The 23713-nt window shown below is 64.3% G+C and carries 25 protein-coding genes and 2 pseudogenes; 14 read left to right on the top strand and 13 right to left on the bottom strand.

The features are described from left to right. Positions 1-129: 129 nt before the first annotated feature. Positions 130-612: a DUF5680 domain-containing protein gene (locus CWO91_RS33560; protein WP_130219801.1), complete on the bottom strand. Its 483-nt coding sequence runs from the start codon at positions 610-612 to the stop codon at positions 130-132. Between the two features lie 3 nt (positions 613-615). Further along, entirely contained in the window at positions 616-1767 is a 1152-nt protein-coding gene (locus CWO91_RS33555; protein ID WP_130219800.1) for a zinc-binding dehydrogenase, read from the bottom strand. Positions 1768-1981: 214 nt separating this feature from the next. On the opposite strand from CWO91_RS33555, the gene CWO91_RS33550 reads away from it, so the two are divergent. From CWO91_RS33550 to CWO91_RS33540, 3 genes are all read left to right on the top strand, one after another. After that, positions 1982-2461, top strand: a complete 480-nt coding sequence (locus tag CWO91_RS33550; protein WP_130219799.1) for a GNAT family N-acetyltransferase — start codon at positions 1982-1984, stop codon at positions 2459-2461. 341 nt (positions 2462-2802) lie between these two features. Next, the gene (locus tag CWO91_RS33545; protein WP_130219798.1) at positions 2803-3414 is read left to right on the top strand and encodes a PilZ domain-containing protein; all 612 of its coding nucleotides are present in this window, start codon (positions 2803-2805) and stop codon (positions 3412-3414) included. Positions 3415-3745: 331 nt separating this feature from the next. Further along, a complete protein-coding gene (locus CWO91_RS33540; RefSeq protein ID WP_165405900.1) occupies positions 3746-4369 on the top strand; it encodes a transglutaminase-like cysteine peptidase in 624 nt (207 codons plus the stop codon). A 120-nt stretch (positions 4370-4489) separates the two neighbouring features. Here the strand turns inward: CWO91_RS33540 and CWO91_RS33535 are convergent, their stop codons facing one another. After that, positions 4490-6256: a CYTH and CHAD domain-containing protein gene (locus CWO91_RS33535; RefSeq protein WP_130219796.1), complete on the bottom strand. Its 1767-nt coding sequence runs from the start codon at positions 6254-6256 to the stop codon at positions 4490-4492. 522 nt (positions 6257-6778) lie between these two features. Next, on the bottom strand, positions 6779-8326 hold the full coding sequence (locus tag CWO91_RS33530; RefSeq protein ID WP_165405899.1) for an FAD-dependent oxidoreductase: 1548 nt from the start codon (positions 8324-8326) through the stop codon (positions 6779-6781). 128 nt (positions 8327-8454) lie between these two features. Between CWO91_RS33530 and CWO91_RS33525 the strand changes: the two genes are divergently transcribed. Next, positions 8455-8682, top strand: a complete 228-nt coding sequence (locus tag CWO91_RS33525; RefSeq protein WP_130219795.1) for a hypothetical protein — start codon at positions 8455-8457, stop codon at positions 8680-8682. A 56-nt stretch (positions 8683-8738) separates the two neighbouring features. Here CWO91_RS33525 and CWO91_RS45305 read toward each other — a convergent pair. Beyond that, positions 8739-9445, bottom strand: a pseudogene (locus tag CWO91_RS45305) (GntR family transcriptional regulator). Positions 9446-9702: 257 nt separating this feature from the next. Here CWO91_RS45305 and CWO91_RS33515 point away from each other — a divergent pair. From CWO91_RS33515 to CWO91_RS33490, 6 genes are all read left to right on the top strand, one after another. Continuing rightward, the gene (locus CWO91_RS33515) at positions 9703-10689 is read left to right on the top strand and encodes an ABC transporter ATP-binding protein (protein WP_130219794.1); all 987 of its coding nucleotides are present in this window, start codon (positions 9703-9705) and stop codon (positions 10687-10689) included. A 42-nt stretch (positions 10690-10731) separates the two neighbouring features. Further along, positions 10732-12021: an ABC transporter substrate-binding protein gene (locus tag CWO91_RS33510; RefSeq protein ID WP_165405898.1), complete on the top strand. Its 1290-nt coding sequence runs from the start codon at positions 10732-10734 to the stop codon at positions 12019-12021. Then, a complete protein-coding gene (locus CWO91_RS33505) occupies positions 12021-12980 on the top strand; it encodes an ABC transporter permease (protein ID WP_130219792.1) in 960 nt (319 codons plus the stop codon). Before CWO91_RS33510 ends, CWO91_RS33505 begins: the two co-directional genes overlap by 1 nt. A gap of 3 nt (positions 12981-12983) precedes the next feature. Beyond that, on the top strand, positions 12984-13862 hold the full coding sequence (locus tag CWO91_RS33500; RefSeq protein ID WP_130219791.1) for an ABC transporter permease: 879 nt from the start codon (positions 12984-12986) through the stop codon (positions 13860-13862). Positions 13863-13883: 21 nt separating this feature from the next. Further along, a complete protein-coding gene (locus CWO91_RS33495) occupies positions 13884-14615 on the top strand; it encodes an aspartate/glutamate racemase family protein (protein ID WP_130219804.1) in 732 nt (243 codons plus the stop codon). A 176-nt stretch (positions 14616-14791) separates the two neighbouring features. Further along, positions 14792-15286 carry a hypothetical protein gene (locus tag CWO91_RS33490; protein WP_130219790.1) on the top strand — a complete coding sequence of 165 codons (495 nt, stop codon included), beginning with the start codon at positions 14792-14794 and terminating at the stop codon, positions 15284-15286. Between the two features lie 197 nt (positions 15287-15483). On the opposite strand, the gene CWO91_RS33485 is transcribed toward CWO91_RS33490, so the two are convergent. Further along, complete coding sequence (locus CWO91_RS33485) at positions 15484-15837, bottom strand: hypothetical protein (RefSeq protein WP_130219789.1); 354 nt, start codon at positions 15835-15837, stop codon at positions 15484-15486. Positions 15838-15940: 103 nt separating this feature from the next. Further along, the gene (locus CWO91_RS33480) at positions 15941-16270 is read right to left on the bottom strand and encodes a hypothetical protein (RefSeq protein ID WP_245471457.1); all 330 of its coding nucleotides are present in this window, start codon (positions 16268-16270) and stop codon (positions 15941-15943) included. Positions 16271-16366: 96 nt separating this feature from the next. Between CWO91_RS33480 and CWO91_RS43400 the strand changes: the two genes are divergently transcribed. Further along, positions 16367-16531, top strand: coding sequence for a hypothetical protein (locus CWO91_RS43400; protein WP_165405897.1), 165 nt, complete (start codon positions 16367-16369; stop codon positions 16529-16531). Positions 16532-16590: 59 nt separating this feature from the next. Here CWO91_RS43400 and CWO91_RS33475 read toward each other — a convergent pair whose 3' ends face one another. Both CWO91_RS33475 and CWO91_RS33470 read right to left on the bottom strand, forming a co-directional pair. Then, a complete protein-coding gene (locus CWO91_RS33475; protein WP_091889454.1) occupies positions 16591-17121 on the bottom strand; it encodes a gamma carbonic anhydrase family protein in 531 nt (176 codons plus the stop codon). A gap of 112 nt (positions 17122-17233) precedes the next feature. Then, complete coding sequence (locus CWO91_RS33470; protein WP_091889455.1) at positions 17234-17563, bottom strand: DUF6949 family protein; 330 nt, start codon at positions 17561-17563, stop codon at positions 17234-17236. 221 nt (positions 17564-17784) lie between these two features. Here CWO91_RS33470 and CWO91_RS33465 point away from each other — a divergent pair, with 221 nt between their 5' ends. Continuing rightward, positions 17785-18492: a hypothetical protein gene (locus CWO91_RS33465; protein ID WP_130219788.1), complete on the top strand. Its 708-nt coding sequence runs from the start codon at positions 17785-17787 to the stop codon at positions 18490-18492. Positions 18493-18640: 148 nt separating this feature from the next. Then, positions 18641-19048 carry a PaaI family thioesterase gene (locus CWO91_RS33460; RefSeq protein ID WP_130219787.1) on the top strand — a complete coding sequence of 136 codons (408 nt, stop codon included), beginning with the start codon at positions 18641-18643 and terminating at the stop codon, positions 19046-19048. A gap of 373 nt (positions 19049-19421) precedes the next feature. Here the strand turns inward: CWO91_RS33460 and CWO91_RS33455 are convergent, their stop codons facing one another. Together CWO91_RS33455 and cysE are read right to left on the bottom strand one after the other, a co-directional pair. Beyond that, positions 19422-19640 (bottom strand): DUF3126 family protein, encoded by a 219-nt coding sequence (locus tag CWO91_RS33455; protein WP_007602550.1) that lies wholly within the window; start codon positions 19638-19640, stop codon positions 19422-19424. A 130-nt stretch (positions 19641-19770) separates the two neighbouring features. After that, complete coding sequence (cysE, locus tag CWO91_RS33450) at positions 19771-20595, bottom strand: serine O-acetyltransferase (RefSeq protein ID WP_130219786.1); 825 nt, start codon at positions 20593-20595, stop codon at positions 19771-19773. 276 nt (positions 20596-20871) lie between these two features. Here cysE and CWO91_RS33445 point away from each other — a divergent pair, with 276 nt between their 5' ends. Continuing rightward, positions 20872-22248 (top strand): hypothetical protein, encoded by a 1377-nt coding sequence (locus tag CWO91_RS33445; RefSeq protein ID WP_165405896.1) that lies wholly within the window; start codon positions 20872-20874, stop codon positions 22246-22248. On the opposite strand, the gene CWO91_RS33440 is transcribed toward CWO91_RS33445, so the two are convergent. Both CWO91_RS33440 and CWO91_RS33435 read right to left on the bottom strand, forming a co-directional pair. Then, positions 22234-22989 carry an alpha/beta fold hydrolase gene (locus tag CWO91_RS33440; protein WP_130219785.1) on the bottom strand — a complete coding sequence of 252 codons (756 nt, stop codon included), beginning with the start codon at positions 22987-22989 and terminating at the stop codon, positions 22234-22236. The genes CWO91_RS33445 and CWO91_RS33440 overlap by 15 nt on opposite strands. A gap of 154 nt (positions 22990-23143) precedes the next feature. Continuing rightward, positions 23144-23713 (bottom strand): annotated as a pseudogene (locus CWO91_RS33435) (hypothetical protein); the annotation flags it as partial.

Raw genomic sequence — 23713 nt, 5'->3', positions numbered from 1 at the left:
AAGGGCCTCGCTCCACGAGCGCGTAGCCCGCATGGAGCGAAGCGGAATGCGGGGCAACTCCATCCACAAGCACCCCGGATATCGCTTCGCTCATCCGGATCTACAAGATATTGCGAAGTTCGCCCGACTTTATCTCAGCAGCCCACCACCATAGCGCAGCTCATAGAGCGGCGCGCCGTCATCCCGCGCAATCGTCTCGACACCGTGGAAGCGATCGAGCCGGCCTTCGACCTCGTTGCGGTAGACCGTGCCGGCGTGCTCGAACCGGCGCGGTCCCCGATAGGGCTCGTCCTCGTTTACGGCGAGCAGCGCCTGGCGCAGGAATTTGTAGATCGCGAGGAAGGCGTCCCGGTCCGGGATCTCTGCACGGGCGCCGCCACTGTAGCTCATCGACCAGATGATGCGATCGTCGCGCGACACGGTCTCCTGCCCGACGAAAAAGCCCATGCCGAAATAGATATCACGATAGGCATAAGGCGGCGCGCGGTGCTCGAGCTGTTTGGAGCCCGCGAGCAGCGGGACGGCAACTGTCGCATCGTCATCCAGCCCGGCATAGGTCCGCCGCTTGGCTTCGACCAGAAACGCAGCGAGATCGTGGGGGACGGAGGACATGGCCTACTCGACCAGCTCCGGCCACGGCACGATGGTCGACTTCACCGTCTTCATCGCCATCGCGTCCTTGACCGCCTGCGCGACACCCGCTTCCGTGAACGGATAGATGGTCTGCATCTTCAGCCACGGATACTTGTCGCGCGTGCGGTAAAGCATGTCGACGCCGAGCGGCAGATCGTTGCCGGTAAAACCCCAGGAGCCGAGCACGTTGAGGTCCTTGGTGCAGATCCGGTGCCAGGAGGTCTCGATCGAGCCCGCGTCGGTGAACTGGCCCATCTCGACATAGGTGCCGCCGTCGCGCAGCATCTCGATGCCTTCGGGGCCGGCCGAAGGGTGTCCCGAACAATCCATCACGAGATCGGCGCCAAAGCCGCCGATGATGTCGCGGACGCGCGCGATGCGATCCTGCGGCGATTTGATCTCCTCGATATTCACCGTCGCCTCCGCGCCGAACTCGCGCGCGAGGCGGAGCCGCGGCTCCTCCGGCGCACCGACGCAGATCACCCGCCCTGCCCCCATCTCCTGCGCGGCCGCGACCGCCAGAATGCCGATCGGACCCGAGCCCTGGATCACCACCGTATCGCCCCAGCTGAACCCGCCGGCGCGGGTCGCACGATTGAAGGCCCGGATGCAGGACGTCAGCGGCTCGGACAGCGCACCGAGCCGCAGCGACATGTCGTCGGGCAGCTTGTAGATCTTGGTGCCCGGCAGCATCTCGAGATCGACATAGACATATTCCGCCCAGCCGCCCCACATGTGCGGCGCCTTGTCGAAGCCGAGATAGCGGCCGTAATAGACCGGCGTCAGGCATTTGTTCGCCGTCTGCGGATAGTGGGTGCAGTAATAGCAGCGGCCGCAGGGCATCAGCGGCGGGATCATCACCTTCGAGCCCACCTTCAGTGGCTTGCTCATGAAGTCCTCAGTGAACTCGTCGCCGCATTCAACGATGATGCCGCCGAGCTCGTGGCCGAGCGTGAACGGCCAGGGCAGCGGCTTCGGCCAATGTCCTTTGAGGATGTGCAGGTCGGTGCCGCAGACCCCGCAGGCGCCGACCTTGATCAGCGCAGCCTTACGGCCGACCTTCGGCCACGGCACGGTGCGGATGACGGGCTCCGAGCCCGGTCCTGCGTGGGTGCAGACGCGGATGGATTCCATGGATATGTCCTCGGTGCCCGCTTGTTATGATTGATTGGTGCGGGCTAAGCGAAGCGTATGTGAGATGCGGGCTGGTGCCAAGGGCGGTCTCGTAGCCCGCATGGAGCAAAGCGGAATGCGGGGGCGGCGGTCCCGGATATCGCGGAGCCTGTGATCGGGCGGCGCATTGCGCCGATCCGTTGGCTCATCCGGGCGACAAAGGAGGACCGCGCCGATGCTGCGCGATTATCGGGCTGATGATGCGAATGCGATCGTGCGTGTTGCTCTGGCGGCATTCGCGGAGTTCGAGCATGACTATTCCGACTGGCCGGTGTTTACGGCCAATGTCGCGAAGATGCCGCTACTTGCAAAGGCCGCCGAGATCATCGTTGCCGAAGACGGCGGCCACATCGTCGGCGCCGTGGCCTATGTCGGCCCGCGAGCGCCGAAGCCGGCGTTCTTCGATCCCTCCTGGCCAATCATCCGCATGCTGGTGGTCGATCCTTCGGCGCGAGGCAAGGGCATCGGCCGGCAATTGACGGAAGAATGCCTGCGCCGCGCCGAGCGCGACCAGGCGCCGGTCATCGCACTACATACGACGACGATCATGGCGGTTGCGCTGCCGATGTATTTGCGGATGGGATTTGAGAAGGTGCGCGAGGCGCCGGATATCTCTGGCGTGCCTTATGCGGTTTACGTCAAACGGCTGGACTAGGATCGTAGCCCGCATGCAGCGACGCGAAATGCGGGACCGGCGGTCCCGGATTACGCTTGCGCTCCATCTGGGCTACGGGCTCATGACTCGCGCACCCAAGTGTCTTGACGCTATTCCGACCGGCCAACGTTTACAGCCAATGTCGCGAAGATGACGCCGGTGCGAGAGGCTTGACCGGTCCCGCCTGGCTGGGGGCGGGCCTCGCCTGCCCACCCTCGATGTGGCTTTTCGAGCGCATTGTGTCTGTCCGTTACCGGCACGCCCAATCCTAACGCGGCATTAACCCTATGCACCTTAGGGTCGTGCCGGACTCCGCCCGGGCGGGGGGTCGGGTGTTGGAAATGGCGTTAGCGAACAGAAAACTTCTTCCGGCCGCCGAGGAGCGTCGGCGTTTCCAGCGGGTGAAAGTGCACCTGCTCGGCCGTTACATGCTGCCGGACCGCCGTGAATTCCCCTGCCAGGTGATCAACATGTCGCCGGGCGGCCTCGCGCTGCTCGCCCCCGGCATCGGCAATGTCGGCGACCGCGTCGTCGCTTATCTCGACCACATCGGCCGGGTCGAGGGCAAGATCACCCGGATCATCGACAATGGCTTTGCCATGACGATCGGGGCAACACCGAGGAAGCGCGACAAGCTCGCGGCCCAGCTGACCTGGCTCGCCAACCGCGACATCCTCAATCTGCCGGAGGACCGCCGTCACGACCGTATCGTGCCGCGCAACCCGATCGCAGTGCTGACGCTCGAGGACGGCACCAAGATGACCTGCCGCATCATCGACCTGTCGCTGTCGGGCGCCGCGATTGCCGCGGAGAACCGGCCGCCGCTGAAATCGACGGTTCTGCTCGGCCGGGTCCAGGGCCGCGTGGTCCGAAACCTCGAAGACGGTTTCGCCCTCGAGTTCATGCACGAGCAACCGGCCGAGACACTCGAAGAGAGCGTTACCGCGCGGTAAAGCGCGACGACGTCAAAACCACTGCATTTCCAGCCTCGAAGGCGGCCTCCCCGATGCGGACGCCGCCTTTTTCGTGCGTTGCGACCCGCTCTACGCGAGTTAACACAAGGGCTGCACGTGCGCGCAATCAACGGCTCCGCCAGCGTTTGCGCGTTAATAGGTAAAATTTGAATCAATTGCAGTCATTTCAAATTTTAGGAGAATTCGATTCAAATATAGATCGAATTCGCCGCGCCTTTTACTTGCATTCGTTTCGACTTGACTTGGCTGACTTAGCGGCAACTCAAAAGCTCCGTGCGAAATGTGGTCCCAACAAGAAACGGGGGCCGCAATGTTTGACTTCAGGGGACAGGGGAAAGGGCTGGCGCTGGCCGCCATGCTCTTCGGGATCAGCGCGACAGCGCAGGCCGGCGAAGGCCGTCTGCTCTACGCGAGCCTCGGCGACACCACGCGTGCGCCGATCGGCTGGGTCGAGTTCTGTGCGGACAACGCCGCTCAGTGCAAGGGCGGGCCAACGCAGGCACGCGACATCGTGATGTCGCAGGCTGCATGGCGCGACCTCGTCAAGGTCAATCGCTGGGTCAACGAGACCGTGAAGCCTTTGACCGACCAGGAGCACTGGGGCGTGATCGAGAAGTGGTCGCTGCCGACGGACGGTTACGGCGACTGTGAAGACTACGTGCTGTTGAAGCGCAAGATGCTGATCGATGCCGGATGGCCGCGCGAGGCCCTGCTCATCACCGTCGTGCGCGACAAGAAGGGCGAAGGCCACGCGGTGCTGACGGTGAAGACCGACAAGGGCGAGTTCGTTCTCGACAATCAGAACGAGAACGTCGTTGCCTGGACGGAGACCGGCTACCGCTTCGTCAAGCGCCAGTCGCAGAGCGATCCCAACGTCTGGGTCTCGCTCGGCGATACCAAGCCGGCGGTCTCCACTGCCAGCGCCAGAGATTGATCGTCACCAAGGGAAGAGTTACGCGACCCGGTCACATCCCCACCCCTCCCCGTCCCAGACCGGTTCGCGCGCGGCCAGGCTTCCCCCAAAGCCTGGCCGCAACTTTTTGGGAATGCGCGATCAGTCCTGTGAGGTCCGGCGAGACCACGGCACGCGCGCCGCGGTGAAATCGCGCCACGTGCTTTGCAAGGTGGGCTGCACGCCAACCGACGCGCGCGCCTGCCAGCCGGCGATCGCCGCCGCGGCGATGACGCTGTCGGGCTCGGCATCGAGCCGATCCAGCAACGAGGCCGTGACGGCCAAGTCGTTGAAGGCGCCGAGCTCCTCCTGCAAACCGGCGAGCCTGCGGGCAAATTTTCTCGCAGACTTCCGATCGGCAAACAGCGGCAGCAGGAACTCGCTGAGATAGCGCAGCCGCTTCGTCGCGAGCCGCACCCGGTGCAGCTCTTCGATCGTGAGCGACTTGAAGCGGCGGCCTCGCTTGAGCACCTTGGCATATTGCTCCGACAAGATGCGCTGCGCGAAGTTGACGGCGGGCTCGGCGAGCTGGCCGAGGTCTTCTGCCGCGACGCCGTTGCGCCAGCCACGTGTTTCGATCCAGCCGCCGAGGCCGATCAGGAACACGGCGCAGCGGCGGTCGGCGAGCGCATCATGCGCCTTGCGATAGGCGTCCGCCTGACGCCCGGCCGCAGCCCGGCCGAGCGCATCGAAGCCGGCGATCGAAGGACAGGCTTTTGCGATTGTCGGCAAGGTCTCGAGCTGGAACACATCCCAGTCACGCGCGGCGGAGAGATCTTGCGCCAGCCAGCGCGCCTCCGACCGCAGCGCATCGAGATTGCTGAGCGCGCCGACCGATCGCATCAGGTCCAGCGCTGATCGAAGCCGGCGCAGCGCAACGCGAAGCTGATGGACGCCTTCCGGATTGCGGCCGTCCTCGGCGGCGGGCAGCGACTGAAGCAGATGATGGAAGCAGGAGCGCAGGATCGTCGCGAAGGCCTCGTCAAGGGTCACCGACGGATCGAGGCGAAGTTTTCGCGGGCGCCGTGCCGAGGGTGGCTTGCCGGCGGCAAGGTCGAAGCCACGCGCCGACTTGGTGCGGATGGACGGCTTCACCGCCCCGTGTTCCGCAAGCCGCAGCGCGACCTCATAGATTGCGCTTGCGCTGCCGCTCTTGAGCTCCAGTTCGATCTCGCTCACCGGCAGCGAACCATCGCCGGCCGTCAGCTCGCCCTGGTCGAAGGCGATTTCGACCGTGCCGGACGGCAGGTCGACCATCCGCGCATGACGATGGATGTCGGCGGTGAAGACGGCTTCGAGCGGCCGCGCCTCAAGTTGGCAGCGAAGCTTCTCCGGAATGAAAGGCATCGCCAGAGCGAGATCGGGCGCAAGCGACGGCACGCTCGCCTCCCACTCGCCGCGGCGCAGCGGATCGTCCGTGGCGTCGGTCTTCACGGTCTGCACGAAGCGCGCGCCGCTCTGGCGTACGCGCAAGCTCAGGCCGCTACGCCGAAGCGTGCGCTCGGGCGTGTCATAATAGACGGACTTGAGATGCTTGCGCGTGCCCTTATTGCGCGCGTTCGCCGTGATGACCGGCGCAGCGTTGAAATGCGCCATGCGATCGGCATCGACGAGAAGCTTGAGTTCGATTTCACCGGCCGGACGCGCGCCAACGCTCGACGGAGCTGGTTCCGGATCGGGCGTCGTCTCTTGCGATGACGTCTGATCACTCACGGCGTCCTCGATCCGAGATCCTGCGCCTGACCCGGCGAGTTCAATCTGCCTGAGGAAGCCGGCGACGACTTGCGTTCTCTTGTTGTCCCTCGGAGCAGGATTCCCATCCGGCGCGCCCCGAGTCTTGCGGGCCGGTGTTGAGTCTGACTTCAGCATTTTGGGGTACATGACAGTTCGATGACAGAGCGCGAGCATATAGCCGGCAAGGCCCGCGAGGAATAGTCAGGTTACGTCGCAACGCATCATCGTCCACATGCGAGATCCCGGGCGCAAAGATCGACGAGGACTGTCACAATTCGGCTCGCCGTTACGAATTGAGTTGGCGCCGCGTACAGTAAGTGATCGTATTGATCGGGAATCTCGCAGTTCTCGAAACCGAGATGAACCCGTCAAACGAGCTTGGTTCATGCTAGCCGAGAAATTCTTTCTGGTTCTGGAGACACTTAGAAGTCATGCGCGCGATGACAGGCCGGAGATTGCGACAAGCCCTCCGCCGGATGCGAATCCCTCTGATTCGCGGCGCGAAAAACCGGTTCCCGACCGTCAGAAGTAGAAATACATTTGAGCCGTCGCATTGCGGCGCTCAGTGCTCGCACGGACTCAGCACATCCGCGAGCCACAGCTCAGCAGCGGCGGGGTCCTTAAAGGCCTGCCCGCAGCTTTTTGAGGGATTGCCGCTCACTCCGCGGCTTCAAGATTGGCCGGCTTCTCCGCGCTCGCGAGCGGCGACACCGCCGGGCCATTGAGCGCCGTGCCGTCGGGCGCGAATTGCGAGCCGTGACACGGACAATCCCAGCACTGCTCCAGCGCATTCCAGTGCACGACGCAGCCGAGATGGGTGCAGCTTGCCGAGTGCAGATGCAGACGTCCGTTACGGTCCCGGCAAGCGGCAATCTTCTTCAGGCCGCTGCGGACCAGACGCCCCTCGCCCGGCCGCAGGCGCTCGACGCTCGCCATCTCGCTCGCCGCAAGATATTCCGCAAAATTCTTCAGCGGCGTGATGTTCTCGCTGATGAACTCGCCGATGTTCTTCTGAATCTTCCGTGACGGAGCGTAGACTTCTTCCCAAGGGCTCGCGCCCGTCGTGACCAGATCCGTCACCAACAGGCCGGCGACGAGCCCGTTCGTGATCCCCTGCCCGGAATCGCCGCTGACGATGAAGAGATGCTCCTCGCCGGGGCTACGGCCAATGAAACCGGTGAAATCGACCGGCTCCAGCACCTGGCCGGACCAGCGATGAGTGACCTCGCGCAAACCCGTCAAGCGATTGCGTGCCCAGCGCTCGAGCGCGTCAAGGCGTTGCGCGCCGTCGTTCGCTTCGCCCGATTTATGGTCTTCGCCGCCGATGATCACGATATCCTCGTCGGCAGAGAACGGCTGGAGGCGGACATAATGATAGGGATCGAGCGTATCCCAATAGAGCGCATCCTCCAGGGCGCCGGCCGCAATCTTCGCGGCGAACGCATAGGTGCGGTAAGGCGCCTGCTTGGTGTGGATCGCCACCTGCAGATTGACGGGCGAGTTCGTCGCGACCACCACGTCGGCGGCGTGGACCTCGTGGCCTAAGGCGGTCGTCACGACCATATCGCCATGCTGTTGACGGATGCTCTCAACACAGGTGTCGGCGTAGAGCCGCGCCCCCCGGCGCTCGAGTGCGCTCGCCAGACCCGCGAGGTACTTGGTCGGGTGCAGGCGCGCCTGCCGGGCAAAGCGCAGCGAACGCACCTGACCCTCGGCATGGAACGGGGTTGGCTCGATGCGGTTTTCGACGGGAATTCCGAGCTTGCGACAGCAAACCAATTCCCCGTCCAATTCGGATGCGGGCGTTTCGGGCGCCAGCACCCAGTAACCGTCGACGCGTTGAAAATCGCAATCGATATGCTCGGCAAGCTGGATGACCTCGGCGCGATCGATCGCGGCAGCGACGCTCTGATAGTAGTGCCGCGCACGGTCCGGGCCACGCACCCTCACCAACTCGTCGTAACCGTCGTCGAGCGCCGTCGCCAGGTGGGCGGTGGTGCGCGCCGTCATCCCGCTGCCGATGCCGCCGCGATCCAGCACCACGACCGAGCGTCCATGGCTGACAAGCTCATAGGCGACCGAAAGCCCGGCAATTCCAGAACCGACAACGACGACGTCCGTCCCCACCGTACCGGATAGCGCCGGCGCGTCGGCGACCGAAACATCCATCCAGAGCGATCGGGTGTGCTCGTCCCCTACATTCATGACAATACTCCTCGGAGCAACAAACGGGGCAATGGGATCACGGTTCCTCCCCGGTGGCCGGCGAGCGGAAATCGTATTGAGACACCGCGTTCATTAGGAACCTTCATCGCGCTCGCGCTTGAAACGTCATGAAAAATCCATCACCCGGAATGCGCAAGGCGTTACGTCAGGCTCAATTGTACGGACACCTGCTCGTCCGGAATGACAGGCTGTATTACCCAGGAGGCAATCATCCGATCTGCTCGATACAGCTTGCACGAGAAATGGTCAGGTCAGGATGGATGACCAAGCACGACGGCGAATACGAGATCACGCCTGACGGGCAGCTTGCCGCCGAGAGCGAACTCAGCCGCTGATGCGGTCCGGCAAGTCCAGCCGCAACTTCTCCTACAGGCTTTGCGATCCGTGCCGGTTACGCGCCAAGCACATCGACCAGCCGCAGCTCGTCGGCGGCGGGATCTTTCAAGAACAGCTCGGCCTCGATCTCGGTCAGATGCGACAGCATCTGCGCGCGTGCCGCCTCTCTGTCGCGCTTGCGGATCGCGGCGACGATGCCGGCGTGGTGATCGGTGCCGCAGGCCGGCGTGTCGTGGCGGCGGTAGAGCAGGATGATGAGCGAGGAGCGCGCGATCAGCTCCTTGAGGAAGCCGAGATAGATGCTGTGGCCACTCATCTCGGCGATGAGGCGGTGAAACTCGCCGGACAGGCGGACCGAGGCGCGCGCATCGCCGCGCAGCTCGGCCTCGCGCTCTTCGGTGAGATGGCGCTGGAGGCGATCGATCCATGCCGGAGACACCGCATCGATGGCGTGATCGACGATGGTGGGCTCGATCAAGCGGCGCGCCTCGAACACCTCGCGGGCATCGGCGGGTGTCGGCCGCGCGACGAAGGCGCCACGGTTCTTTTCGATGTTGACGATGCCTTCATGCGCGAGCTGCTGAAGCGCGGTGCGGACCAGCGTACGGCTGCGCCGTAGATGTCGCCGATCTCGTCCTCGCCGAGCTTCGTGCCGGGCAACAGGCGGTGCTCGAGGATCGCCGCGGTCACGCCCTCCCGGATACGGCTGACGCGATCGCTCGCGTCCGGCGCGTCGGATTTCGGGCGGGTCTTGGCGGCCATGATTGTAAGGCTCGATCGACAACGTTCGGCTGCGAATGTTAGTCGACGATCTGTATCCAATCACAGGCGAAACTTTATACAATCTTCGCCCGTTTTGTGTGCAGATGACTGCGCATGCGGCAGGCGGCCTGGATCGGCCAAATTCGATCTAACGATCTGACTCCGCTGCACAGTTTCGAAAAATTGACCGGCCGAGAGCCGTTGGCACGGACCTTGCGGAGAGAGGCGGGAAGCATCGCCCTCCTGTCGGACACGCCATGGCCACTCCCGCCGCTCTCGAATTGGTTGCCGTCACCAAGCGCTACGACACGACGCCGGCGGTCGACAATGTCAACCTGAAGATCCCGGCCGGCACCTATTGCTGCCTGCTCGGCCCCTCCGGCTGCGGCAAGACTTCGACATTGCGCATGATCGCGGGCCATGAGGCGGTCAGCGAGGGCGACATCATCCTCGGCGCGCAGAACGTCACCGACCTCGAGCCCGCCAAACGCGGCACGGCGATGATGTTTCAGTCCTATGCGCTGTTTCCGCATCTCAGCGTCATCGACAACGTCGCTTTCGCACTGAAGATGCGCGGCATCGACAAGCCGACGCGCCACAGGCGCGCCAGCGAATTGCTCGAACTGGTGGCGATGAGCCCCTATGCGGGCCGCCTGCCCGCGCAGCTCTCCGGCGGCCAGCAGCAGCGCGTCGCGCTCGCCCGCGCGCTGATCACCGAGCCGCAGATCCTGCTGCTCGACGAGCCGCTCTCCGCGCTCGATCCCTTCCTGCGCGTGAAGATGCGGGGTGAACTGAAGCGGCTGCAGCGCGAACTCGGCATCAGCTTCATCCAGGTCACCCATGGCCAGGAAGAGGCGATGGCGCTCGCCGACCACATCGTGGTGATGAACCACGGCCGGATCGAGCAGCAGGGCACGGCGCGCGACATCTTCCACCATCCCCGCACCGAATTCGTGGCGCGCTTCATCGGCGGCCACAACGTGCTCAGCGACGCCGGCAACCTCATCGCCGTGCGCGCCGATCAACTCGGCATCGTCCCGTTCACCGACGGCGCCTTCGGCGCGCCGGCGCTGCTGACCCAGACCGAGTACCAGGGCTCCTACGTCGCCGTCTCGCTCACGCTCGACGACGGCACCGCCCTGTTCTCCCATGTTCCCGAAGCCAGCTTCGACGTCCACCCGTTCCGTCCGGGCGATCGCGTGCTGGCCACCTGGGATCCCGCCAAGGCGCAACGCCTGCAATAGCGCCGATCGATCACTGGAATGCGCAACAGAGGAGTGACTGATATGACCGAGACCACCAGGACGAAGGGCGTCAGCCGCCGCACGCTGCTCAAGGGCACCGCGGGTCTCGCCGGCCTTGCCGCCGGCTCCGGCGCCATCACCGGCTTTCCCTATGTGAAGTCGGCCGATGCGAAGGTGCTGCGCTATCTCGGCACCGCCGTGAACGAGGGCGATGACATCTCCAAACAGTGCCTGAAGGATACCGGCATCAAGATCGAATACATCACCGCAACCACCGACGACGTCACCAAGCGCGTGATGACCCAGCCGAACTCCTTCGACGTGCTGGACACCGAATATTTCTCGCTGAAGAAGATCGTGCCGTCGGGCAACATCCTTGCTCTCGACGCCAAGAAGATCAAGGAATTCGACAACATCACGCCCGTCTTCACCAAGGGCGAGACGCCCGGCGGCAAGAAGATCGGCGGCCAAGGTACCGCGCCCTGGAAGGTGCTCTATCTCGAAGGCAAGGACTCCAAGAAGTTCGCGACGTCGGCGACCGAATTCGTGACGCTGATCCCGACCGTCTACAACGCCGACACGCTCGGCATCCGTCCCGACCTGATCAAGCGGCCGATCAGCTCATGGTCCGAGCTGCTCAATCCCGAATTCAAGGGCAAGGCTTCGATCCTCAACATCCCCTCGATCGGCATCATGGATGCCGCGATGGTCGTGGAAGCCTCCGGCAAGTACAAATATGCCGACAAGGGCAACATGACCAAGGAAGAGATCGACCTCACCATGAAGGTGATGACCGAAGCCAAGAAGGCCGGCCAGTTCCGCGCCTTCTGGAAAGACTTCAACGAGAGCGTCAACCTGATGGCTTCAGGGGAAACCGTGATCCAGTCGATGTGGTCACCGGCGGTGACGAAGGTGCGCTCGATGGGGATTGCCTGCACTTTCCAGCCGCTCAAGGAAGGCTACCGCTCCTGGGCCTCGGGCTTCTGCGTCTCCAAGGGAGTCTCGGGTCCCAAGCTCGACTGGGCCTATGAGTTCGTGAACTGGTTCCTGTCCGGCTATGCCGGCGCCTATCTCAACCGCCAGGGCTATTACTCGGCCGTGCTCTCCACCGCGAAGGCGCATATGGAGCCCTACGAGTGGGCGTACTGGATGGAGGGCAAGCCGGCCGAGAAGGACATCAAGGCGCCCGACGGCTCGCTGCTCGAGAAGGCCAGCGCCGTGCGCGACGGCGGCTCCTATGAGGACCGCATGGGCGGCGTCGCGTGCTGGAATGCCGTGATGGACGAGAACGACTACATGGTCCGCAAATGGAATGAGTTCATCGCGGCGTAATGGACATGTCGGAAGAAGTCCTGCAACAGGCATCCCCGGGCTTGATCCCGGGGGCGGGCACAGCGCGCGCCGCGAAAGTGACGCGCCTGTCGCCGTCCTTCATCTCCTGGCTGCAAGCCGGGCCGATGATGCTGGTGTTTCTCGCCTTCTTCCTGATTCCGCTGGTGTTCGTCGTCATCGTCTCGTTCTGGGACTACAACGAATACCAGCTGCTGCCGGCGTTCTCCGGCCGCGGCTACACCGATACGTTCGAAGGCTGCATCGCGCAGCTCCCCGATCTCTGCACCATCGGCAAGACCTATGTGAAGACGCTGAAGCTCTGCTTCATGGTCTGGGCGATCACGCTCCTCATCGGTTTCTGGGTCGCCTACTTCCTCGCCTTTCACGTCAAGTCCAAGACCTGGCAGATGGGATTGTCGCTGCTGTGCACGATCCCGTTCTGGACCTCTAACGTGATCCGCATGATCGCCTGGATTCCGTTGCTCGGGCGCAATGGCCTCGTCAATTCCGGCCTCGTCAAAACCGGCCTGATCAACCAGCCGCTGGAATGGCTGCTGTTCTCCGAATTCTCCGTGGTGCTGGCGCTGGTCCACCTCTTCACCTTCTTCATGGTGGTGCCGATCTTCAATTCGATGGTGCGCATCGACAAGTCGCTGATCGAGGCCGCCTATGACGCCGGCGCGAGCGGCTTCCAGACCCTCGTCAACGTGATCATCCCACTGGCAAAACCCGGCATCGTGATCGGCTCGATCTTCGTCATCACCATCGTGATGGGCGACTTCATCACCATCGGCGTGATGGGCGGCCAGCAGATCGCCGCCGCCGGCAAGATCATCGAGACGCGGCTCAACGCGCTGCAATTCCCCGCCGCCGCCGCCAACGCCGTGATCCTGCTCGCGATCACCTTCCTGATCATCACCATGATGTCGCGCATCGTCGACATCCGGAAGGAGCTCTAGGCGATGAAGGAAGGACGCCCGCGCTCTTTCTACGTGCTCGCGATCTTCTTCGCGGCCTACGTGCTGTTCCTCTACGGCCCGATGATCGCGATCTACGTGCTGTCGTTCCAGGGACCGCAGGGCGGCCTCACCTTCCCGATGAACGGCGTGTCGACCTTCTGGCTGGCCAAATTGTTCGAGGGCACCGGCATCGTCGATCTCGGCGCCGCCTTCCGCCGCTCGCTGCTGCTCGGCCTCGTCGTGATGGCCGTCACCGTCGTGCTGTCGGTCGCGGCCGGCATGGCTTTCCGCAGGAAGTTCAGGGCGCAGAGCATCCTGTTCTACTCGGCGATCGCAAGCCTGATCGTGCCTTCGATCATCACCTCGCTCGGCATCTCGCTTGAATTCCGCATCATCGACGACCTGATCAAGGCGCATTGGAACGAGAACTTCGAGACTTCGATGGGCCTGCTCACTTCAGGCCTCGGTGCCCATTTGACCTGGACGCTGCCGTTCGGTCTCTTGATCATGTTCGCGATCTTCAACCGCTTCGATCCGCGCCTCGAGGAAGCCGCGCGCGATCTCGGCGCGACGCCCTGGCAGACGTTCCGTCATGTCGTGCTGCCGATCATCCTGCCGTCGGTGATCGGCATCGGCCTGTTCGGCTTCACGCTGTCCTGGGACGAGCTCGCCCGCTCCAGCCAGGCGATCGGTCCGGTGAACACGCTGCCGCTCGATCTCCAGGGCCTCACCACCACTGTGACGAAACCGGACATCTACGCGCTCGGCACGGTGATCTCGGCGGTGTCGTTCGCGGTGATCACGCTTGCGCTCGGCACCATCCACATGCTCAACAAGCGGCAGGCGGCCAAGGGCTCGGACGCCGGCAAGGGACTTGTCTGAGAAAGGGACTTGTCTGATCCGATGCGCCTTCACGTCGTCAATCCCAATACCACTGTGACGATGACGGCGAAGATCGCCGCTGCGGCGCGCAGCATCGCCCTGCCCGGCACCGCGATCGATGCGCGCCAGCCGGCGATGGGCCCGGTCTCGATCGAGGGTTTTTACGACGAGGCCTTCGCCGTGCCCGGCATGCTCGGCTGCATCCGCGAGGCTGATCGCGACGGCGCGGATGCGCACATCATCGCCTGCTTCGACGACACCGGCCTCGATGCCGCGCGCGCCGCCGCCAAGGCACCGGTGATCGGCATCGGCGAAGCCGGCTTCCACGTGGCGAGCCTGATCGCGGCGCGTTTTGCCGTGGTGACGACCCTCGGTGTCTCCATCGTGCCGATCGAACACAACTTGCGGAAATACGGCCTCGCCGAGCGCTGCGCCCGCGTCCGCGCCGCCGAGGTCCCCGTGCTCGCACTGGAGGAGCGCAACGCCGATGCCGTCGGCAAGATCTCCGCGGAGATCTCGGCCGCAATCCGCGACGACCGCGCGGAGGCGATCGTGCTCGGCTGCGCCGGCATGGCCGATCTCGCCAGCGAACTCGCCGCCACGCATGGCCTGCCCGTCGTCGACGGCGTCGCCGCCGCCGTGACGCTGGCGGAATCAGTGGTGCGGCTGGGACTGACGACGTCTCGGCTCGGCCCCTATGCGGCGCCGCGGTCGAAGACCTATTCCGGGCCGTTTTCGCCGTTTCAGCCCTGATCCGTGCCCCTGAGAGGCCTTCGGAGGCCCTAAGGTCCCCTGATTGCTGGTTTTTTTGCCCTTAGCCTCTTTTTGGTCCCATTCCTTGCCGAAACGTAAGGCTTTCGGGACGCCCCGGCGACCTCTGGTTGCCGGTCTTCGCCACGCACCAAGTTTCAGTTTGGGCTTTGTTCGCGATGATCGATCTCGCACAGGACACACCGTCCAACCCCCTGCTTCGCCTCGGCGGCCAACCGATCGCGCTGACCGCCGCCGCCCTTCTCCTGCTCATCGCCGGCGTGACCTCGATTGCGGTCTGGCGCGCCTATACCGGCGCGGCACCGGAGACCGATCGGGTGGTGGCATCGCGGCTGCTCCAGGCCCGCACGGCACAGGTGTCCGAGCAGTTGGTCGAGAAGACCAAGGGGCTGGAGGCGACTCAGCAGGAATCGATCGACCAGCTCCAGATCGTGCAGGACCAGCTCCAGACCATGAAGCGGCTGATGGCGGCGCAGCAGGCCGACACCAAGCGCCTGTCCGAGCAGGTCGCGACGCTGAACGAGTCCATCGATAGCTTGCGGCAGTCCTTTGCCAGCGCCCGGGCCACCGAGGCTGAAACGCCCTCGGTTACCCGCAGGAAACTGGCGCGGCAACGCGTCCACGCCAGCGCGCGCAAGCGTTCGCGCGGCTGAGCCGATCGCAGCGCGACCGGAACTTTATTTTCGCCACTTGTGAACTGGATCACATTCGCGCGTATGATTCCGCGCCATGCTCGCGGTTACCGGATGGCGTGAGCCGATTTCAATGTCCGGGGCTGGCAAGGTCGTTGACGGTATACTGCGTCAACGGCCTTGTTCTTTGATGGGCCAGCTATTCGTCGCCAAGGATGCTATTCGCAGACATCCACGCGGCGGTATCGCCATCCAGCTGGCGTCATGATCCGCTTCCGAACGACATAGCAGCCGCCATAGCCATCGTCGTAGCCGGCACCATAATAATAGGGGCTGCCGTAATAGGGATAGCCATAACCATAGTACGCGCCGTAGTAGCCGGCGCCGGCAAGGCCCGCCCCGATCGCGACGCCCGGCCAGAAGCCGCCGCCATGCCAATGGCCGTGGCCGCCATGACCCCAGCCGCCACCGCCCCAGCCACCATGGCCGAAACCGCGCGCCTGGGCCACTTGCGGCGCCGACAGCCCGACCGCCGCGACGGCCAGCGTCGTCATGATCATCTTGCGTAACATCACTCGATCCTCCGCGTGGACACGCTCCACGCTTCAAAGCAGGATCAAGCTAACGTCACTTGGGCATTCCTGACAGCCACGCTGTCTCAATTCCGCGCGAGCGTCAGCAGCCGCGGCAGATGCTCTTCATCTTCTTGTCGAGCAGCCGGTTCTCGGCATTGACGGTGGCGTCCGCGGCACCCGAGCCGGTGCCGATGGTGGCTCCGGAGCCCGGGCCGGATGATTGAGCCGTCCCCAGGCTGTTGGTCCCGCGCGGCGGAGCCGGCGAGTTGGCGACGCCCCCCGTCGGTCCCGCAGAGCTTCCGGTCGAACCCGCAGAGCCTCCGGTCGACCCCGCAGAGCCGCCGGTCGCCTGCGCGAACGAGGTGGCCGGCATCGCCGCGAGTGCGAGGATCACCATCATGGTCTTGGTTGCGGACGATCTGGCAGACATCGGAAATTCTCCCTTTGCCGGTCAACCGCTGCGGCGAACACCTGTTCCGGAACAAATGCCGTCACATCAGCTTGAAGGCGAGGAGGCCAAATCACGATGACCGATCGCGATCCCTTTGCTGAAGGCGAACGCGCCGCGCGCGAAAGCATCCCCGCCGAAGCCAATCCTTACCTGGACGGCAGCGACGAGCATGCGCTATGGTCAGCCGGCCACGAGAAGGTGGCGGGCGCGACCGAAGCGCGCGAATCGGAGGGACGCTGACGCTCCCCTTCGGCGACGAGCGGAGATCACACGGCGCCCGCGCGCGGCCGGCGGGCATCTCAGCCGATCCGCTTCAAGCCCTTCTTGAAGCGCGGACCGTTGGCCACGTAGAATCTGGCGGCACTTCCCATCTTCTGGACCTGGGCGTCATCGAGCGTGCGGATCACGCGCGCCGGCGAGCCGATGATCAACGAGCGCTCGGGAAACTCCTTGCCCTCGGTGATGACGGAGCCGGCGCCGACGATGCTGTTGCGCCCGATCTTCGCGCCGTTCATCACGATCGCGCCCATGCCGACGAGCGCGCCCTCCTCGATGGTGCAGCCGTGCAGGATGACGTTGTGGCCGACCGTGCAGTTCCTGCCGATGACAAGCGGAAAGCCGAGATCGGTGTGGCAGGTCGAGCCGTCCTGCACGTTGGCGCCCTCGCCGATCTCGATCCACTCATTGTCGCCGCGCAGCACCGCGCCGAACCAGACGCTCGCGCCCGGCTTCAGGCGCACCCGGCCGATCACGGTGGCGGTCTCCGCGATGAAATAATTGCCGTCGGCGGGAAGGTCGGGCGCCTGCCCGTCGAGCTCGTAGATCGCCATGGAGGTCTCCTGTCAGGATGATCCTGGCATAGCGAAACGGCGGCCTGGACGCAAAGGGCCGCCACGCCGGGCAGCCCTGGGACGCAGAGCGTCCCGGGGAAAGTCGGAGGCGTCAGCCCAGCACGCCGGCCGCGCGCAGCGTCATCAGGAAGAAGGTGCCGCTCATCATGCTCCAGAAGCCGGCGATGAGGGTCGCCATCATCACGAATTCGGCGCGGCGGCTTTCCACGCGCATGCCGCGCAGCGTGTTGCGCATGATGATGAAGGGCGCCGCGAAGACCAGGAACGGCACCGCCGCGAAGGTCTTCGGCGCCACGCCGTCCTGCAACAGGCCGAAGCCGGCAGGACGCTGCGCGACCGCCTGGTATCCGTTCACGAGCGCGCCCGCGAGCGCGAAACCAATGCAGATCGAGAAGAAAGTATTGAGAGCTTCAGGTGTCATCGGAACGGTCCGCCCTTACGCAACGCCACCGCCTTCCTGTGACAAATAGTGCTGGTTAACGCTACATTATCCTTAAGAGAAGGTTAACGCCGCCCGCCGTCCGGCGCAGGGCTCTGCCCCTTTCCCGCAGCCGGGAACACTGCGCGAAATCGCCGCCACATGGCATATTCGCCGCTGATTCGTCGGCCAGCGGCCGACTCCGGCTTACCTTGCGTTAGCTCATGACGGTGTTTTCGGCAGCCTCCCCTCGCTCTCCCCGCACGCACACCCGCGCGCACGTCGTCCCGATCGTGCTCAGCGGCGCGGCTGCGGCATGCGCGGTGGCGCTCGTCGCCTACTTGCTGTGGCCGACCTGGGGCACGCGCGGTGCGAACGCCCCGGACAAGCTGCCGGTGAGCGTCGGCGGCACGCTGTTCAATCTGCCGACATCGGCGATCCGGATGAAGATCCAGCGCCACACCGGGCCGCAGGAGCGCATCGATCTCGACTTCCTCTATCCCTCGCTGGAGCCGCCCGGCGCACCGAAGCACGTCACCGCCGACACGGTGGAGGCGACGGTGCAATCGATCGATCGCATCTTCCTGTCGATCGCGGCCCATCACGACGCGCTCGCGCCCGAGCAGCGAACAGCCACGATCTATCCGCGCTATCTCGACCAGGCCGCGACGATGCCCGAAGAGGGTCTGACGATGCGGATGTTCCGGGCCGACACCCCTTACGGCAGCGAGGACTTCTATTCCGCTGCAAGCCCCGCGCTGACCGCGCGCTGCACCCGTGATGCGGCCACGCCCGGCATGTGCCTCTCCGAGCGGCGCGTCGGCGGCGCCGACCTCACCTTCCGCTTTCCGCGGAGGTGGCTGTCGCAGTGGCGTGACGTGGCGGAGGCGATGGAGAAGCTGACGGCGCAGCTGCGCGGGCCGAAGGGGTGAGCGGGGGCTCGCGGCTGGGCCTCCAAAACAAAAACTGCGAAAACAACCCCATGCACAGTAGCCAAGCATTGGCAGCATTGAGCATTTTCGTATTTTTCGAATCGCATTTGACCCGTCGGGCAAAACAGGGGCATGATGTCATGATGCGGTGGCGGATTTGAATGACGCGGCAACACCTCTCCCTCCCGGCGCCCAATTGCTTGGGCGCGAGTGGTTGGGGTTTGACGAGACCGGCCAGATCGCTCTGATCCGCTTCCAGGCTCAAAGCGCATTCACCAATAGGCATGGCACGATCCAGGGCGGCTTTCTGGCGGCGATGCTGGATTCGGCCACCGGCATTTGCGCGCTCGCGGCGCTATCGCCTGACCTGACCGTGGTCACGAGGAGCCTCGATACGCGTTTCCTGAAGCCGGCCGCAGTCGGACCCATCACGGCGCGTGCGCGGGTCGTCGAGCGGACCGATCGCGACATGGTCGTGCAGGCCGACCTCGTCGATGCGGAAGGCGTCTTCGTCGCTGACGCAACGGCGCGGCTGCGTGTTCTTGCGAAGAAATAGAGTTATGCAGCCGTGAAGCCAATGCCCGTCATTGCGAGCCAAAGGGTCCGCGCGAAGCGCGGCCCGATGACAGGCTCCGCGAAGCAATCCAGAATCCCTCCGCGGAAAGCTTCCTGGATTGCTTCGCTTTGCTCGCAATGACGGTGTGGAGAGAGCGCGCCTCAATTTCGATGCGGGCCCCGGACGCAGCGCAGCGTCTCTTCGACGGTGCGCTGCTGAGCCGGGGCCCATGTTGCAGGGATGCGCCGTGTGGCTTCTGGGTCCCGGCTCTGCACTGCACCGCTAAGGGCGTTGCGGTGCGTCCGGGACACGAGAGAGCGCCGCGCACGGCGAAGATTTCGCTTCGCTCGCAACGGCGGCGAAGCAACAACAACTACTCCTGATCGACGAGATCGTCCTCGAGGATCGCCATCTGGAACTGGAACGAGCGGTCGTCGTCCTCGTCGTCGACGAAGAGCACGCCGATGAATTCTTCGCCGATATAGACCTCGGCGGAATCGTCCTTCTTCGGCCGCGGCACGACGCGAATCTTGGGATTGCCGAATACGCGCTTCAGATACGCGTCGAGCTTTCTCACTTCCTTGACGTCCACGGCAAGTCTCCAATCGAAATCTGGTTGGCGGGGTTTACGACGAGACGCGACGAACCGCCAGCATGAATTGCCAAAGAATTTTGGGACGGAAAGGGCCGGAAAATCCGGCTCCATTCCGATCAAACGGAGATCAAAGCCCCATCGCGTTGATCATCTGATCCATGGTGCGCGACGGCTCGGCGCAGCCGGCTTCGCCGACGATCTTGGCGGGCACGCCCGCAACCGTGACGTTGTGCGGCACCGGCTTGACCACGACCGAGCCGGCGGCGATGCGCGCGCAATGGCCGATCTCGATGTTGCCGAGGATCTTTGCGCCGGCGCCGATCAGCACGCCGTGACGGATCTTCGGATGACGGTCCTCGTTCTCCTTGCCGGTGCCGCCGAGCGTAACGCCGTGCAGGATCGAGACGTCGTCCTCGATCACCGCCGTCTCACCGCAGACGAAGCCGGTGGCGTGGTCGAGGAAGATGCCGCGGCCGATGCGCGCGGCGGGGTTGATGTCGGTCTGGAACACCGCCGACGACCGGCTCTGGAGGTAGTACGCGAAATCCTTGCGGCCCTTCAGATAGAGCCAGTGTGCCAGGCGATGGGTCTGGATCGCATGAAAGCCCTTGAAGTAGAGCAAGGGATCGATGAAACGCGAGGTCGCGGGATCGCGGTCGTAGACGGCAACGAGATCGGCGCGGAAGGCGTTGCCGAGATCGGGATCGTCGCGCAGCGCCTCGTCATAGGTCTGGCGCACGAGATCGCCCGACAGCGCGGCGTGATCGAGCCGGTCGGCGAGACGGTGAATCACGGAATTTTCGAGGCGGCTGTGATGCAGCACCGTCGAATAGATGAAGGTCGCAAGCTCGGGCTCGCGATGGACGATGTCCTCCGCCTCGCTCCGGATCCGGTCCCAGATCGGATCGAGCGATGCGAGCTTTCCTCCCGGATTGACCTGATGCACTGCCATGGGAATTGCTCTTTCGAATGGGCTGGTTTTGTTGGCTCTATAGCACAGTCTAGGCGACAAAGTCCTGACCGGCTTGCCTGAGAGTGAACAGTGCCTTGCCCCGCGAGAGCAAGCCAAAGCATTGATACACAAGACTTTCTTCTGGCACCCCCAAGTGGCGAGGTCGGCTCAAAGTGGTCAGAGTTTTGCCAAATTCAAGCCGGGCCACATCAAACTATTGGTGAATTCTCCCCCAACCGTTATTGCGGGCATGGTCCGAGCGAGGACGGAACAGTTTTGAGCATCACCACCGACCAATTGCGCGCGCGCGCCGCGAGCTCGTTATGGCTGCGGCTGGCCGCAATGGCCCTGCCCCTGCTGATGATCGCGCCGGCGTTCTGGAACGGCTATCCATTGTTGCAATGGGATACCGGCGGCTATCTGGCGCGCTGGTACGAGGGCTATCTCGTCCCGAGCCGCTCCACCGTGTTCGGCCTCTATCTGCACTATGGCGAGAGTTTTGGTTTCTGGATCAACCTCGCGGTCCAGTCGCTGGCGACGCTGTGGCTGTTGCAGCTCAGCTTGCGGGTGCTCGGCCTGATGCAGACCTTCCGCTTCGTCGCGATCAGCCTGCTCCTGATCCTGTCGACCGCCCTGCCCTGGCTGGCCAGCATGCTGCTCACCGACATCTTTGCGGGACTGTCGGTGCTGTCGCTGTTCCTGCTGGTGATCGGAGCACACCGCACTTCGCGGCTCGAAAAATTCGCGCTGTTCGTCTTCACCGCCTTTGCCGCAGCGACCCACAGCGCAACGCTCGGCGTGCTGCTCGGTCTGTGCGCCGCCGGCTGGATGGCGCGGCCGCTCCTTAGAGCTCGGCTTCCGCTTGCCGGACTGGCGCTGGCGAGCCTCACCATCGTCGCGGGCGGCCTGATGCTGATGTCGGCGAATTATGCGCTGTCGGGCAAATGGACCTGGACGCCTGGCGGCTATGGCGTCGCCTTCGGCCGCATGATGCAGGACGGCATCGTTGCGCGCTATCTCAACGATCATTGTCCACGCGAACACTACAAGCTCTGCCCCTATCGCAACGAGCTGCCGGCGACCGCAGACGAGTTTCTATGGGGCAAGAGCATGTTCAATACGCTCGGCCGCTTCGAAGGCATGAACGAGGAGATGGGCTACATCGTCGTGCATTCGCTCGCGGACTATCCGGCCTGGCAGGCCGGCGCGGCGCTGCGGGCGTTGGGGCAACAATTGCTGCATGTCGCAACCGGCGAAGGCACCAACGGCTGGATCCCACACACCTACGGCATCATCGAGCGCTACATACCCGCGCAAGTCGCGCCGATGCGCGCGGCGCGGCAGCAGCACTGGGCCGTCAATTTCGATGACGTCAACTGGCTGCACATCCCCGTCGCGCTGGCCTCGATGCTGGGGCTGGTCGCGCTGCTTGCCCATGCGCTCGCAAGCCGCCGGCTGGACGATCTGACGCTGCTGGCAGCGACCGTGACACTGGCGCTGCTCGGCAACGCCTTCATCTGCGGCGTGATCTCCGGTCCGCACGACCGCTATGGCGCGCGGATGGTGTGGGTTGCGACCTTCGTGGTGCTGACGGCGCTGTTTCGCGCGTTCGGCGACGAAGCGCCGACGGACGAGACCTCAGCTACGGCGTGAGAGGAAATCGAGCACGCCGGTCTTGTAGACCTTGTCGCCGACCGCCCGCATGTGATCGCGGCCGGGAATATCGAGCACTTGCGCGCCCGGGATGATCGCGCCGAGTGCACCGGCAGAGCCTGCGACGTCGTCGGCAGTGCCGACCGCAATCAGCACGGACACCTCGATGCGCGCGGCCTGTGCTCTCGTCATGAGCTCCCGCGTGCCGCGCAGGCAGGCGGCGAGCGCCCGGCGGTCCGAGCGGGTCTGATCGGCGAAGGCGCGGAAGGTGCGACCCACGGGATCGGTGACGTCGTCGAGCGAGGGCGCCTCCAGCGCCTTCGCGACGTTCTCGCCGGGGCCGGTGCCCTCGATCAGGCCGCCGATGCCGATGCCGCCGAGGATCGCCGAGCGCAGGCGCTGCGGCTCGTTGAGCGCGAGCCACGCCGCCATCCGTCCGCCCATCGAATAGCCCATGATGTCGGCCCGCCGGATGGCGAGATGATCCATCAGCGCCAGCACGTCGCCGGCCATGACCGGGATCGAGTACTGCGCGGGCTCGTAAAGCTTCGCACTCTCGCCGTGGCCGCGATTGTCCAGCGCGACGACACGGCGGCCGTTCTTGCGCAGTTCCGAGACCCAGGTCGGATAGACCCAGTTCACGTTCTTGCTCGAGGCAAAGCCGTGCAAGAGAATGATCGGGTCGCCCTCGCCTTCGTCGAGATAGGCAATTTCAACGGCGCCGTTGTGGAAGCTCGGCATCATCAGTTCCGCAGGTCTGGAGGGGAAAAGTCGATCTTAGAGCACGATCCGGACAAGTGTGCAGCGGTTTTTCCGCTCCACAAACGCGGAACGCGTTTGCGCGGAGATCATGCTCAAACAATAGCCTCAAGCGCGGCTACGAATTACCTCAATCTCATCGCGCCCTGAGGGCTGCATCCGCCAGAGCGGCCTCGGCGGCCATCTGCGCCCGGCGGAGCCGCCGCGCGCGCTTGCGATCACACCAGGCCTGGGTCAGGCGCTCGGCGGTCGCCTTGATCGAGGACAACAGCCCAAACAGCGTCAGTGCCGCGCCGAACAGCCAGAGCGTCAGATCGAACGCACCGCCGATGAGGAGCAGCGCGCCACGGCCAAGCAGTTTCATGATGGCGCGGGTCTTGCCGCCCTGCGCTTGCGCAAGCCGGGCCGCGCGCGCAACATCCTTCGGGCCTTCGGCGATCCGCAACGTGTCCATCGCCCCGCGCGTGCCGGTCTTTTCGGCGACGCGCGTCACGTCCTTGCCGAGCCGAACCAGCGCCCCGGCCTTTTCAGTTCGGAACGCAGCCTTGATCGCGCTCACGGTCGCACCCGGCCGCAGCACCGAACCCTTGGCGACCGCGTTCTGAAGCATCGGCGTGTCGACGATCTCGCGCGCCGACCGGCCGGCCCATGCGGCAAGCCCCTCACCGAGCCGCCCCACCTTGCGCGCGTCCTTCACCAGCGTCAG

The organism is Bradyrhizobium genosp. SA-3 (assembly GCF_004212635.1).
Taxonomy (GTDB): Bacteria; Pseudomonadota; Alphaproteobacteria; order Rhizobiales; family Xanthobacteraceae; genus Bradyrhizobium.
The sequence above is the reverse complement of the archived record's forward strand: the minus strand, read 5'-3'. Positions and strand labels throughout refer to the sequence as shown.